Raw genomic sequence first — 13,030 nt, forward strand, 5'->3', positions numbered from 1 at the left:
GCATTGCCGCACTGAAGATCCTCGGCGTTGGCCGGAATGATCGCTCAAATCGATGAGCCGGATCGGGCGCACTGGGCGTCGCGGTCCGGCTTTTCGTTTCTCCAGCGTCGGCGAGACGCGACGCGCGACGTACACGCTGCCTCCCCGCTCTCAAGCCGTGCGGGAGCAAATCCAAAGTTTGCAACATAAGTTCACTTGTGACCTTCGCCGAGCTTACGGGTGCGGATTCTGAGGAAGTGCAACTGGCCAGGCTCTCGCGGGCGGAGGAAGTACGCCGAACGACCGAGGAATACGCGCAATACCTCCGTGAGGTCATCCGCAGGCTCGGCCGCAAGTTCAACTGAGATCGGCTGCATTGCTTCGACCGAACAGCTGTTTCGCAATCTTTTGGCGAAACCGGATCGCGAGTTGTCTGTCGAAATCGCTATCCAGTAAGTTTCGCCCTAGTTGAACCCCCTCACGACCACTGCGAGGCATGAGACCAGAACGGCTGTCGAGGTCAGCGTCGAGACGCTGACGACGATCTGCGCAAGGCAGATGCGCCTCAGCTTGGTCGTGTGAGGCTCGGGAAAGACCTTCGACAGGTCAGCCATGGTCGGCTCCATGATGCGGTGCATCGTACCGCCTGGATCGACTCTTAGTGCGAGTCGCCCGGGTCCCTTCCGCCTATATTTGCGGTCACCCGGATTGACTCGCGCGCGACTCGGAGCCGGTCGAATAAGGGCGCAGCGCAAGCGCTTGCGCCCGAATCGTCGACCTCAGCCCCCACGTAAACAAAGGATTAATGATTTCGCAGGGGCGCGCAAGGAGAAGGGTCTTGCTGGGTCGTATTGGCCGATCGGAAACGCCGACATCGTTGCCGCGCGCTTTGGAGAGCGCGCGAAGCCAAGAGCGAGGCGCGAGCGGAGCAAGCGGCGACGGCGGGGCGCGTCTGCGCCCCGTTCAGGGCGCCCTCGCCTCCACGGCAGCGACGCGATTGTTTGCGCCGAACGCGAGCAGGAAATCGGCCGCTTTGGATGCCTTGCTCGCGGCCTGAAATATTGCCCGATTGTCCTCGCGGAGCACGCTCAGCCATGAGCCGAGGTAATCGGCATGTCGGACGGTCGGTTTGATGGTGAGCGCGGCGCAGATAAAGGCTGCGGTCAGTTCGGCGACGAGTTCTTCCTTGGCGTAGGGCTTGGAGCCGAACGGCCCCGACAGGTCGCGCTCGAGGCGGCTGGGGTGACCGGTCCAGTGTCCAAGCTCGTGAAACAGCGTCCGGTAGAAGTTGATCTGCTCGAAAAAGGCAGGCTGCGGCGGGATATGAACGCAATCCATGGACGGGGCGTAGAAGGCCTCATTGCCGCCGATGCGGATATCAGCGAGTGTTGCGGCCGCCAGCGCCTCGGCCTGCGGCACGATCTGACGCTCCGGCGCGGCTTGTGGCTCCGCGCGCAGCTCGTCCGGAAGGTGTTCGCATTGATCGACGTTAAAGACGGTATAGCGGCGCAGGAACGGGATGGCCGCTTCGCCCACTTCCGCCTCGCCATGGCTCGACTGCAGCGTTCCATCCTGCCCGCGCTTCGGAATAAAGCGATCGGCGTAGCAGACTGTCACTCCGTGCTCCCCCTTGCGCACGGAGGCGCCAAGGTGCGATGCCTGATTGAAGGTGAGCCAGCGTTGGGATGTGAAGCCGTTCTCACAAAGCCTCCCCCAGAGGATCAGGATGTTGATCCCGGAATAGGCTTTGCTTGTTGCCGCGTTCCGGGGCAGCGAGAAGGCATGGCTATCGCCTCCCCCTCCCCAAGGCCGGGCCCAAGGAAAAATGCCCGCCTCCAGATCGGCGATGATTTGCGTTGTGATCTCCTCGTAGAGGTTCCTTTTTGGCTTGGCCGTTGAAGCGCTCTTGTTCTTTCCGCTCATGACAGTCTCCATTCGCCTTCTTCCGCGCCCTGCCCCCGGAAGGCGGGGTGGGCGGCGAAGGGCGACCGGACAGCCCCGAACGCCAGAGGCGGGCCGCACCGGAACGGCCGGAGCGAGAGCGGAGGACCGCGCCACGGACAGAGCGTCCAAAGGGAGCCGAGACGGGCGCGGTTGCGGCCTGCCGGTTCGGGGCTATACGGGAGCGCCGTCCACCCCGCCTTCGGGGGGCAACTTAAATGCGCGGCCGCTTGCGGCCGGCTCCGCACAAAGCGATCTAGCGTGTCCGCTCAGAGGGATATGGGAAGCGCCCCCGTCGTTCGACGGTTCTAATTTTTTCTCTCTGAACGTGCTTTCCTTCGAGCGCAGTACAGCTGCGTTTGAATGAGCGGTCCTTGGCACGCGACGAACTTGAACACGACCAAGAGCAGCTGGACGTGGTCCCTCGCGTCAGGGATCGAAGCCACAAGGCCGAGACCTGACAGGGCTCGGTCCACGAGAGCCCGGCCGCAAGCGAAAGCTTGCGGGCGCGCCCACTCAAGAGATCAATTGCTGGATCCTGAGCATCATCGCTCGATCTTCGAGAACCGCAGCCCATTCGACCAGGGCTTGGCGGACAGTGGTGGCGATGATGCCATGATGTGCCAGTCGATTCAGGACGAGCTGGCGATCTGTCTCCCTCCGTGCAAACGCGAGATCTGAAAGCAATCGTACGTCGTAACCTCGCTTCGCCCCTTCAAGCGCTGCGACCAGCACTTCCTCCTCTAGAAAGCCGCCGCCGAGAAAAATAATGCCGACGCCAGCCTCTTCGAGGTTTGCGGCAAGTCCCGGATCGCGCCATGGCGACAGAGCGTCTGACTCGAAACACTCGATCGAGCCAGCAACGTCCGCTGGCAGCAGGCCTGTCGGATATTCTCCGACGGCGATCGATCTCGCGCCAAGAATATCTTGGCAGATCGGGAGCAGAGCAAGGCTCGCATCCTGCTCGACAGCCAAGGCCTCGGCCGTTCCCGCTCGATTTGCGCGCGCGGGGTTCAGCAAGACGATGCGACTCTGGCGGGGATCTGCCAGCAAGATACGCTCCCTTAGCGCGTGGCATTTCTGCGGTCACGCTGCCTTGCGGTCCTCAGGTTGCTTGCGCACGACCGGCCCTTCGATCCCTGCCTGCCGATACATCGCCTCGAGCGCCTGATCAGAATCGTTGAGGTACCCCGCAAGGGCATTCGTCTGACCAAGCTTCCGCGGCTCAGTCAGCCGCGCAAGTGGCCAGCCCGCTCGTCTGAGGATGCGCTCCATTCGCACGTCGGTGACAGTCACGATCGCGCTTGCGCCCTTCGATCGCATCGTTTCGAGCATTGCGGCGAAAAGTACGAAAGTTGCGCGATTGAACCCGTGCGGGCCGAGCTCTGTCGCGCGGCCGGTGTCGACGCAGAACCGCGAACTCTCGAGCACGAGCTCGCTCTTCGGCGCCTCCTTGTCCCCTAGCAATATTGGAAAGGTGTCCGCGAGCATGGTCGGTCCGGTGGTTGGAAGCAGCCTGACGCACCCCAGAACGTCTTGCTCGTTTGAGACGACCAGGACGTAGGTCGGTGCAAGCGCGTCGTAGATGTCGATTTCCAGATCGCCTGAGACCGAGACCGTCCAATCCAGACGCTCCCTGAATACACGACGGCGCAAGCGGAACATCTGCACCAAAAGGTCGAGTTGAGATCCAGTCTGACGATGATCGATCGTGATGGCGTACATGGCGAGCTCCGTTGAGGGAGCGATCACCAGACCAGAGAGCGGCATCTGCAGCGCCTGTGCTATTTGACAGGTTCGCGATGAAACGGAAGCGAGCGCCAACCAGAGCAAAGCAAGGCGTCGGTTTTTCCACAAGATAACCGATAACGAGACGCTCTTACGCGTCGTGAAGGTCATTCGGATATGCCTGACTGCGTCAGGGCAACAGTCGTTGCCGTATGGCGAGCGCAACGCAATGGGCGATCGAAGCCGCTCCAAGCTTGCGGCGAGCATTCTCGAGGTGGAACGCAACGGTGCGTGCCGTGATAGCAAGTATTTCGGCCGTCTCGGACACTGTTTTCCCAAGAGCCGCCCATGCCAGGCATTGCCGTTCGCGTTGACTGAGAACCTGGACGCGCTGCGGGTCTTCGTTCATTGCCAACCGCCCGCGCAGATGCGTGTGGAAATAGAGACCGAGCAATTGGACGACGTCTTGCGACGTCGCCAGCAGGTGGCCTTGCTCCATGAGAGAGTCATCCGTCGCAACCGTGAAGGCTGCCATACGGCCGAAGCCCGCCCTGATCGGCACAGTGATTCCCGCCTTGATTCCGAACCGCATTGCTTCGTCAAAGAAGCGAAGTTGCTGCCGGTCCCTCGGACGTATTGATCCGGAGGATGCTCCCCAGGTGAACATCGCGTGTTCGGTCCGCGCTCGCAGCACGACGGGATCGAGCCGTTGATATTGAAGGCGCAGATATCGGTTCGTCCAGGACCGAGGGTAGGACGAGATGAGCTTCAGCGAACTATCGACAATGCTGAGATAGGCAAACCAGCGAAAGCCGAGGCCATGGCATGCTCGCGTGGCAATCCGTTCGAACTCGTTTTCGTCCATGGCTGTCTGGAGAGCGTCTACGAACTCCTGGAAGATGTTTTCCGTCCAGTCCATGGCTGCCTGGATCCGATTGTTACGCCTCACGCTAACGGCCGATCCTGCGAGATCGTCTACGATCCCGAATCCTGGCCATTCGCATACGAGGCATGGCCTCAAGCCGCGTGGCTTGAGGCCCATTATCGACGTCTATTCGACAGGATGAGGGTACTTAGAGGCGAATGCAGCCGTCCCAGGGAGACTCCCCACCCCAGTTGACGCATACGCTCTGCCTTCGCATGTAACCTTTCCAAGCATCCGATCCGGCCGTGCGTCCGCCGCCCGTCTCTTTCTCGCCGCCAAACGCGGCACCGATATCGGCGCCGGTCGTACCCATATTCACCCTTGCGATGCCGCAGTCGCTTCCCGCAGCCGACAGGAACAGTTCGATATTGGTAAGATCCGTGCTGTGAATGCCCGAGGACAGGCCTTGCGGCACGGCGTTGTTGATCTGAATGGCCTCTTCGATTGTGTCATAGGTGAAGACATAGACGATAGGAGCAAAGGTTTCCTTCTGGACGGAGGGTAAATCGTGCGGGAGACCTGTGATCAGCGTCGGCTCGACGTAGTAGCCGGGGCGATCAATCCGCCTTCCGCCAAACGCGACTTTTCCTCCTGCGTCCCTTGCGTCTCGAACCGCCCTTTCAAAGAGGAGAACCGCATCGCGATCGACGAGCGGGCCAACAAGCGTTCCTTCCTCCCTGGGATCGCCGACCTTGATTTGGGAAAAGGCCTCCTTCAAGAGCTTGATCAGAGGCTCTGCGACCGAACTTTGGACAATGACACGCCTTGTGCTCGTGCAGCGCTGGCCGGTCGTGCCGACAGCACCGAAGGCGATGCTCCGTGCAGCCAATCTGAGGTCGGCTGTCTGATCGACGATGCAGCCGTTGTTGCCTGAGCATTCGAGCAGATAGCGGCGTCCCAACTTACTGCCGACGACATCTGAGATTCGACGCCCGACGGTGCTTGATCCCGTAAACGAGACCAAGGCGACGCGTGTGTCATAAACGAGAAGCTCGGCCACATTGTTGTCGCCTGGGATAATGAGCGAGAAGACACCGTCAAGCTCGAGCTCGTTCATCGCCATATTGCAGATCCGCTGCAGGCCGAGCGCCGTCAGCGGTACCTTGGGACTGGGCTTCCAGATGACGGTGTTGCCCCCAATGGCCGCGAGGAAGGCATTTTGCGCCCAGACGGATGCGGGAAAGTTGTAGGCCGTGATGACGCCTACGACGCCCAGCGGCAGCCATTGGTCGTACATTCGGTGTTTGCTCCGCTGCGATTGCTGGACAGAGCCGTACATCATGCGGGATTGGCCTGCCGCCATTGTGGCCATGTCGATGACTTCGCGGACCTCGGCTTTGGCCTCACCGAACGCCTTGCCCGTATCGAGGACAATGAGCGCCGCGAGGTCATCGAGGTACTCTGCGGCGAGTGCTCCGATCCGCGCGACGAGTTCTCCTCGCCTCGGTGCTGGAACGACCGCCCATTCTCCTTGAGCTGCTTGGGCGCAACGAATGACGCGTTCGTAGTCGCGCTCGTTCGCACCAGCGATCTGCGTCACGACTTTGTCCTGAGCCGGATCGACCGCATCGAACGGGATCCTGTCGTCCGTCGGGCTCCATCCATCGCCATGCGCATACGCCCCAGAGTTCAGATAACCGATATCGAAGTTCTTCAAAGCGCGCTCAAACATCTCAGCCCTCCATTTAGTTATTTAAGTTACCTAATGATCTTGCTATAGACCTGCCTCCGAGATGTCAATCGGACCCACTGTGCGCACTCGCAGCTCAACGTTACGGCGTGCCGGAAAGCTCAGAGATCCAAGAGCTGCCCCTGGGGTTGGGGACGAGGCATCGTTCAGGCTCACTCACAACGGAGGAACACTTGAAGAGTCTTGCGCTGACCCAATACCGGGCTCCCCTTGAATGTCTGGAAACAACGACCCCCGCCCCTGAGGGCAACGAGATATTGCTCAGGGTCAGGGCCTGTGGCGTCTGCCACACCGACCTCCATATCTGGGAAGGCGGCTATGACCTCGGCGGCGGAAAAATGATGAAGATGTCTGACCGAGGACAGAAGCTGCCGCACACGATGGGCCACGAGGTCGTCGGCGAAGTCGTTGCAGTGGGTGAAGACGCGAAGCGTCTCATCGAAACAGGCAGGACGTACCTGGTCTATCCCTGGTTCGGCTGCGGAGAGTGTCACGTCTGCAAGAATTCGGACGAGCATCTGTGCCCAACCCCGCAATATCTCGGCGTTTTGCGCCCAGGCGGTTATGCCGATCACGTGCTGATCCCCCACCCCCGCTACCTCATTGACACTCCCGCGATCCCGCCGGAACAGGCCGCGCCCTACGCATGCTCGGGGCTGACGGCGTATTCCGCCCTCAAGAAACTTGACCCCGGCCGATTGAAGAAGCCGATCCTGATCGTCGGCGCGGGCGGGCTTGGCCTGATGTGCCTCTCGCTGTTGAAGGCGATGGGCCGATCTGGCGCGATCATCGCAGATATTGATCCCAACAAGCGGGAGGCCGCGCTCGCCGCCGGTGCGATCGCGGCTCTCGACCCGACGAAAGACGACTTTTCCAAGCGCCTCACCGAAAGCTCCGAAGGCGGCATCCACGCGATCATCGACTTTGTCGGATCCCCGGCGTCCTGGGATCTCTCCATGGCGACGCTCGCCAAGGGAGGCAACTATGTGATCGTCGGCCTCTTTGGCGGCGAACGGACACTGTCGCTGGCAACGATGCCCTTGAGATCCATTACTATATCAGGGTCTTTTGTTGGCAGCCGAAGAGACCTGATCGAGCTCATGAGCCTGGTGCGGACTGGCGTCGACAAGATGCCGATCGTGACCCGACCACTTGAAAGCGCTTATGAGACGCTGTCCGATCTGAAGGAGGGCCGCGTTGTCGGGCGGGCCGTTCTGGTACCGGATCGCCCGAGTTGAGCCAAGACAGACGGACGGTGCCGATAGGCCGGCACCGTCCGGAGAGGCCTCAGTCAGCGGTGAGCTGGTCAAATAACGTCCAGCGCCCACCCTTGGCTTCCAGCACATAGATCGGCTTGATCGCGTCGCCATTCTCACGGAACGTGATTTTGCCACCGAGAGCTGGATATTCCTTCATCTTCCGCAGCTCGTCCCTGATTGCGGTGCGCTCGGGGGCAATCTTGGACGGTTCGCCTGTCACGCCGGCACGCTTCATGGCCTCCGCGTAGAGGTAGACAATGTCGTAGCTGGAGATGTCAGTCTGGTTCGGCACAGTCCGACCGATCTTGGCAACCTCGGCCCTCTTTGCAAATGACTTCGCAAAGGTGCGAACAGCATCATTGAGATCGCTGTAGAAGGGCGAACCAATGATTGTCCCCTCACCCGCCCCCCCAAACCTGATCGGCAGGTCCGGATCGCCCACAGTCGTGCCTGCGAACAGGCGGGCATCGACACCCTGCCGCTTCATCTCCTTCGCCAGGTTGATCATTGCCTCAGGCGGCGCACCGACACCGACGATATCGGGCTTCAATTGGGCCAGTCTCGATACCTGTGCCGACATGTCGAACGCCTTGTAGGGAAAATCGACGAAGCCACTGACGGGGACGGCCACCTTGACCAAGGCTTCCGGGAGAACGGCGGTTCCGACCGCCTTGGAAACAGCATCGTCGGTGGCGTAGGCTATCGCCGCTTTGCCCATAATAAGATTTTTGGCCCGCATCGCCTTGAGAACGATCTCGATGACGAGGCCCTCGTCGACCGTATTGCGGAAGGCGTATTTAAACGGAGCCGCCACTCCGGGCGCAGATGATGACATCGACATCTGGACAATTCCAAGCCGCTCTCCCGCCGAGAATGCCACGCGAGCTTCGCTCGAGCTGAACGGGCCCACAACAGCGAGAGCCCTTTTGTCGCGGGCGAACTGTTCCACCGCCAGCACCGCCTGCTTTGGATCGCCGCCAGTATCGAACTTCACAATCCTGATCGGCATCCCATTGATGCCACCGGCACGATTGATCTCATCGGCCGCCATATCCACCGCGATTTCGTTCGCATTCGCCACGCTCACGAACGTGCCGGTGTTGGACATCGCCAGGCCGATCACGAGTTCCTCGTCGTCATGTGCGGACGCTGACGTCACGAGCGCCGCCGCCCCCATCAAGAGCCCCGCTAGAATGCCATTGTATCTCATGAACGCCTCCCTACTGATTTCCTTTTGTGATCCACTTCCATGACCTCGCGTGATGTACCGCCGAGATAGGCTTCCTGAAGGCCAGTGCTGCCGGCGACAGAAGCGGCGTCGCCCTCGAGGGCCACGCGCCCGAGTTCCAGCACCGTGGCGCGATGAGCAATCCTCAAGGCGTTTGCGGTGTTCTGCTCAATCAGGAGAATGCTCAGCCCTTCGCGATTGTATGCCTGGATGAGCTCAAACAGCCTTTGCACAAACAGGGGCGATAGGCCGAGTGATGGTTCGTCCATCATCAAGAGCTGCGGCTTTGCGAGCAACGCGCGGCCGAGCGCCAGCATCTGCTGTTCTCCGCCGGACAGGCATGACGCATTGTGATTTCGACGTTGTGCAAGATTTGGGAAACGATCGTAGATTCCACCGATCTCCCGGCGCACAGCAATCTTGTCCCGCCTCATATGGGCCCCCAGGAGCAGGTTCTCCTCGATTGTCATGGACACCAGGATCCGACGCCCTTCCGGCACCAGGACGAGACCCTCCTCGATGCGCCGGTAGATCGGCCAGCGCGTGATGTCCTGGCCCGCAAAGGTGAGCTTGCCGGCTTTTGGCGAGACCGCTCCAAGGATCGACTGAAGCAGGGTGCTCTTGCCCGCTCCGTTAGCACCGACGACGGTGACGATCTCTCCACGCGCGACTTGTAGGGAAACGTCGGAAAGCGCCTCGACCCGCCCGTAACACGCTGACAGACTTTCGGCCTTGAGAATCAACTCGCTCATGTCGCCCGCTCCGTGCCCAGATACGCTTCGCGTACCTGCTGATCGGTCCTGACCTGGTCGAACGGTCCTTCGGCGATCTTGCATCCGAAATTCAGCACGACGATCTGTTCGCAGATCGATCGGATGAAATGCATGTCGTGCTCAATGATCAGGAGCGTCGTCCCCCGCTCTCTGAGAATGTCGAGGTGACGGTGCAGTTCGCGTGTTTCAGAGGCATTTAGCCCGGCAGCAGGCTCGTCCAGCATGAGAAGTGATGGCGACGAAAGGATTGCCCGGATCAGGTCCACGCGCTTGCGAACACCATAAGGAAGCAATCCCACCGGCTCGTCGGCATACTGGCTCAGACCAAACGCAGAGAGCTCAGCCTTTGCCGCACGGATCCACTCATGATCGCGCGCGAAGCGAAACGGTCGCAGCACGTCAAGTGGCCGCTTCAATTTGACGTGCTGTCCGATCAGCAGATTGTCGATCACCGACAGACGGGGTATCAGGCGGATATTCTGAAAGCTTCGAGCGATACCGCGCCCAATGCGATGGCGCGATGGGAGGTCGACGATATCGACGCCGCACATCCGGATGCTTCCGGACGTCACCGGGTACACGCCGCTGATGAGGTTGAACACCGTAGTCTTGCCGGCGCCGTTCGGGCCGATTAGAGCCGTTGCGGTTCCATCGGGGACGTCAAACGAGAGGTCGCGCACGACTTCGAGCCCGCCGAACGTTTTAGACAGACTTTGGATCGATAGGAGCATGGTCATGAATTAGTTGATCCGCTTTGCGCCCTGGCCTGAGTGCGCTGGCGCGACAGCCCACGCGTGAGCAACCCTTGTGGACGCAGGGCCATGAAGACGATGATGAAGAGCGCGAAGATCGCGTATCGCCATTGCGAACTGGATCTCAACGCTTCGGGCACGAGCGTGAAGATCGCGGCACCGACAAGCGGCCCCCAGACCGACTGGGTTCCTCCGAGCAGCACATAAAGCACCGTGTAAGTGCTCAGCATCACGCCAAAATACTGGGCCTCGATGTAGTTGAAGTAATGCGCGTACAGAGCCCCACCTACCCCGGCGATGCCGGCGCCCACGGTCAGCGCAGCAACACCGAGAGCCTTCACGTTGAGGCCGAGGAGGTCCGCGACCAGGGGATCGTTCTTGACCGCCGCGAAATAGACCGTCAGGCGCGTCGTCGACATCAGCCACACGAGCGAAACGACCAATGTAGCCGCCGAGACCACGACAGAGGCCTCAATGTGGGTTGCGACGGGATAGCCCGCGGCACCACCGACGATGTCGAGATTGAGAAAGATCGCAGAAATAACCTGTCCCAAGGCAAAGGTCGCAAGAGACAGGTAGATACCTTGTGTTCTGAGCATCGGCATCGCGACTGCGAACGCCAAAATGGCCGCTGTCGCGCCACCCGCCCCGATCGCCGCCGATGGCGGCCATCCACACGCATTCGTCAGATAGGCCGCCGCATAGGCGCCGATCGCCATGAACCCCGCAATTCCGAGGTTAAGCTGCCCGGCAGACATCGGAAGGTAGACGCCATAGGCCGCGATCGTGTTGAGGGCGAGAAGGACGATGATTCCGGTCTGATAGCCCGACATCAGAGCTTCTCCCTGGCAGCAACCGGACCAAAGAGCCCCTCGGGCTTGGCGATAAGCAACGCGAGCAACAGGCCATAGACGCTGATGTTCACGAAATCCGCGCCAAGGAACTGCGTCGAGAGGATCTCAACGAGGCCGATCAGCAACCCACCGGCGACCGCTCCCCAGATATTGCCCATGCCACCAATGATCATCGCGCTGATACCTTTGAATCCGATGCTTTCGCCCATGGACGAGGATACTTGCAGGTAGCTGATCGCAAAGAGGATGCCGCCAATGCCTGTGAACAGCGCGCTCAGCACGAATAGGCGAGACACAACGGAGCCGACGTTCACACCGAGAATCGTAGCGGTACGACGGTTCTCTGCGATCGCCCTCACCTGACGTCCGAGATTTGTAAATCGCAGGGACAGGGACAGTGCGATGACGAACGCAAGCGAGAGGACCAAGCTCAACAGCTGAGCGCCTCCAATGATGATCGAGCCGAACCTCCAGTTGAAATCGACGATGAGGGCCGGAAAAGATTGTTGATCAGACCCTAACCAAAGGATGATCAGGTTCTCGAGCAGCACCAGAAAGCCCAACGAGCTGACGAGAGGAACCTCGGGATCGCTGTCGCTGCTTGGCCGATAGGTCAGGAGATAGACCGCAACGCCCACGGCTGCGCTTGCCGCGAGCGCAATGCCGAATGCAATTGGCCAGTGCTGCCCACCTCGGAGCGCCGCCCACGAGACCATTCCAGCAATCATGAAGATGCCTGGAATGGAGAAATTGAGAAAATTGAGGACGCCAATTGCAAGCGTAAACGCGACGGCAATCATCACGTAAACGCCGCCGAGCATGAAGCCATTGACAATTTGCTGAGAAATCACGGCCGCCCGTCTCCTGTGACCGGCGTTGATCCAACGCAGCATCGCGCATTCATATCGAGTACCTCCAAGTCGGTAATTGTTCGCTTCTCGCGCTCAAGACGCGGCCGAAGCACGCGATCCCGCGGCATCGGGGCTTAAGAGCGTGCCCTTGGGCAGCGAAAGGGCATGAGTGGCAATCTTGCCGGCTGTCGTGATCCAGACCTTGTCGCGGTGAGATGCGATGTGCGCGAGCGCTCGACGCAAGTTCCGCGTTCGGTGCGGCTGTCCCATGACGAAGGTATGGAGCGCGACCGAGAACACGAGCGGATATTTTTCGGAGTCCTGGAGTTGCTGATCGAAGGCGTCGACCAATAGGTCCGCAAATTCCGCGTCGCTCACGCGCCGATTAAAGACGGCGGGTAGATCATTCAGCTCCATGGACGGATACGGCACGCTGAGGATCGGACCAAGATCGGTCCGAAACAACTGTGGCTGCTCGTCATAGAACCAGTCGAGCATGTAGCCGAAACCTTGCTCGACGAGCAGCTCCGGGGTCCTCGTGCTCTGCGAGATGAAGGGACCGAGCCAGCCCTTCGGTGCCGCCCCCTCCTCCTTCTCGAAACGGTCGCGAACTTCCCGGAGCATGGCGCGCTCCTCGTCCTCGCTCATATCGATCTGCCGCTCGGAATTCGTACGCCCGTGGCCGACAAATTCATCGCCCCGCTGTCGGAAAGCGGCCATCACTTCGGGGTAGGCATCGTAAACAGCAGTATTGGCGAGCACCGAAAGCGGGATATCGAACTCTTGGAAAAGATCGATCAGGCGCCAGACTCCAACCCTGTTGCCAAAGTCCCTGTACGCATAGCCGCGATGGAACGGCGGAGCTGGCATGGTCGTAAAGTCCGGCCCCGGATTTCGACCGAACTCAAAGGCCTCGATATTGAGTGCGAAGTAGACGGCAAGCCTCTTGCCCGCGGGCCAATCGTAGGTCGGACGCTTCGTGATTGGCACGAACGGATAGCGGTCCATCTTTGTATCAAACTTGGCCATGGGCCCTCCTCGTTTCCTCTA

General features: G+C 60.2%; 13 protein-coding genes. 1 reads left to right on the top strand and 12 read right to left on the bottom strand.

The features are described from left to right. Positions 1-443: 443 nt before the first annotated feature. The 6 genes from A7X65_RS41625 to A7X65_RS11740 form a co-directional block, all read right to left on the bottom strand. The gene (locus A7X65_RS41625; RefSeq protein WP_156527732.1) at positions 444-593 is read right to left on the bottom strand and encodes a hypothetical protein; all 150 of its coding nucleotides are present in this window, start codon (positions 591-593) and stop codon (positions 444-446) included. Positions 594-942: 349 nt separating this feature from the next. Next, complete coding sequence (locus A7X65_RS11720; protein WP_082884916.1) at positions 943-1,902, bottom strand: ArdC family protein; 960 nt, start codon at positions 1,900-1,902, stop codon at positions 943-945. A 534-nt stretch (positions 1,903-2,436) separates the two neighbouring features. Continuing rightward, on the bottom strand, positions 2,437-2,973 hold the full coding sequence (locus A7X65_RS11725; RefSeq protein ID WP_063684683.1) for a cysteine hydrolase family protein: 537 nt from the start codon (positions 2,971-2,973) through the stop codon (positions 2,437-2,439). A 33-nt stretch (positions 2,974-3,006) separates the two neighbouring features. Continuing rightward, positions 3,007-3,819 carry an acyl-homoserine-lactone synthase gene (locus A7X65_RS11730; protein ID WP_245323398.1) on the bottom strand — a complete coding sequence of 271 codons (813 nt, stop codon included), beginning with the start codon at positions 3,817-3,819 and terminating at the stop codon, positions 3,007-3,009. A 19-nt stretch (positions 3,820-3,838) separates the two neighbouring features. Continuing rightward, entirely contained in the window at positions 3,839-4,567 is a 729-nt protein-coding gene (locus A7X65_RS11735) for an autoinducer binding domain-containing protein (RefSeq protein ID WP_063684684.1), read from the bottom strand. Positions 4,568-4,721: 154 nt separating this feature from the next. Next, the gene (locus A7X65_RS11740; RefSeq protein WP_063684685.1) at positions 4,722-6,245 is read right to left on the bottom strand and encodes an aldehyde dehydrogenase family protein; all 1,524 of its coding nucleotides are present in this window, start codon (positions 6,243-6,245) and stop codon (positions 4,722-4,724) included. Between the two features lie 191 nt (positions 6,246-6,436). Between A7X65_RS11740 and A7X65_RS11745 the strand changes: the two genes are divergently transcribed. Beyond that, complete coding sequence (locus A7X65_RS11745; RefSeq protein ID WP_063684686.1) at positions 6,437-7,501, top strand: alcohol dehydrogenase; 1,065 nt, start codon at positions 6,437-6,439, stop codon at positions 7,499-7,501. A 49-nt stretch (positions 7,502-7,550) separates the two neighbouring features. Here A7X65_RS11745 and A7X65_RS11750 read toward each other — a convergent pair whose 3' ends face one another. The 6 genes from A7X65_RS11750 to A7X65_RS11775 are packed head-to-tail and all read right to left on the bottom strand — an operon-like array spanning position 7,551 to position 13,009. Beyond that, positions 7,551-8,732 (bottom strand): ABC transporter substrate-binding protein, encoded by a 1,182-nt coding sequence (locus tag A7X65_RS11750; protein ID WP_063684687.1) that lies wholly within the window; start codon positions 8,730-8,732, stop codon positions 7,551-7,553. Continuing rightward, a complete protein-coding gene (locus A7X65_RS11755) occupies positions 8,729-9,502 on the bottom strand; it encodes an ABC transporter ATP-binding protein (protein WP_063684688.1) in 774 nt (257 codons plus the stop codon). Before A7X65_RS11755 ends, A7X65_RS11750 begins: the two co-directional genes overlap by 4 nt. Further along, positions 9,499-10,260 (bottom strand): ABC transporter ATP-binding protein, encoded by a 762-nt coding sequence (locus tag A7X65_RS11760; protein ID WP_063684689.1) that lies wholly within the window; start codon positions 10,258-10,260, stop codon positions 9,499-9,501. The genes A7X65_RS11755 and A7X65_RS11760 overlap by 4 nt, the downstream gene beginning before the upstream one ends. Beyond that, entirely contained in the window at positions 10,257-11,108 is an 852-nt protein-coding gene (locus A7X65_RS11765; protein WP_063684690.1) for a branched-chain amino acid ABC transporter permease, read from the bottom strand. Before A7X65_RS11765 ends, A7X65_RS11760 begins: the two co-directional genes overlap by 4 nt. Next, complete coding sequence (locus A7X65_RS11770; RefSeq protein WP_063684691.1) at positions 11,108-12,022, bottom strand: branched-chain amino acid ABC transporter permease; 915 nt, start codon at positions 12,020-12,022, stop codon at positions 11,108-11,110. The genes A7X65_RS11765 and A7X65_RS11770 overlap by 1 nt, the downstream gene beginning before the upstream one ends. Before the next feature lie 51 nt (positions 12,023-12,073). After that, positions 12,074-13,009: a polysaccharide deacetylase family protein gene (locus tag A7X65_RS11775; RefSeq protein ID WP_063684692.1), complete on the bottom strand. Its 936-nt coding sequence runs from the start codon at positions 13,007-13,009 to the stop codon at positions 12,074-12,076. Positions 13,010-13,030: the final 21 nt, after the last annotated feature.

Source organism: Bradyrhizobium stylosanthis (genome assembly GCF_001641335.1).
Lineage (GTDB): Bacteria > Pseudomonadota > Alphaproteobacteria > Rhizobiales > Xanthobacteraceae > Bradyrhizobium > Bradyrhizobium stylosanthis.

Coding starts and splice junctions, on each gene's coding strand:
- A7X65_RS41625 (WP_156527732.1), bottom strand. CDS start 593: ATGGCTGACCTGTCGAAGGTCTTTCCCGAGCCTCACACGACCAAGCTG.
- A7X65_RS11720 (WP_082884916.1), bottom strand. CDS start 1,902: ATGAGCGGAAAGAACAAGAGCGCTTCAACGGCCAAGCCAAAAAGGAAC.
- A7X65_RS11730 (WP_245323398.1), bottom strand. CDS start 3,819: ATGACCTTCACGACGCGTAAGAGCGTCTCGTTATCGGTTATCTTGTGG.
- A7X65_RS11735 (WP_063684684.1), bottom strand. CDS start 4,567: ATGGACTGGACGGAAAACATCTTCCAGGAGTTCGTAGACGCTCTCCAG.
- A7X65_RS11740 (WP_063684685.1), bottom strand. CDS start 6,245: ATGTTTGAGCGCGCTTTGAAGAACTTCGATATCGGTTATCTGAACTCT.
- A7X65_RS11750 (WP_063684687.1), bottom strand. CDS start 8,732: ATGAGATACAATGGCATTCTAGCGGGGCTCTTGATGGGGGCGGCGGCG.
- A7X65_RS11755 (WP_063684688.1), bottom strand. CDS start 9,502: ATGAGCGAGTTGATTCTCAAGGCCGAAAGTCTGTCAGCGTGTTACGGG.
- A7X65_RS11760 (WP_063684689.1), bottom strand. CDS start 10,260: ATGACCATGCTCCTATCGATCCAAAGTCTGTCTAAAACGTTCGGCGGG.
- A7X65_RS11765 (WP_063684690.1), bottom strand. CDS start 11,108: ATGTCGGGCTATCAGACCGGAATCATCGTCCTTCTCGCCCTCAACACG.
- A7X65_RS11770 (WP_063684691.1), bottom strand. CDS start 12,022: ATGCTGCGTTGGATCAACGCCGGTCACAGGAGACGGGCGGCCGTGATT.
- A7X65_RS11775 (WP_063684692.1), bottom strand. CDS start 13,009: ATGGCCAAGTTTGATACAAAGATGGACCGCTATCCGTTCGTGCCAATC.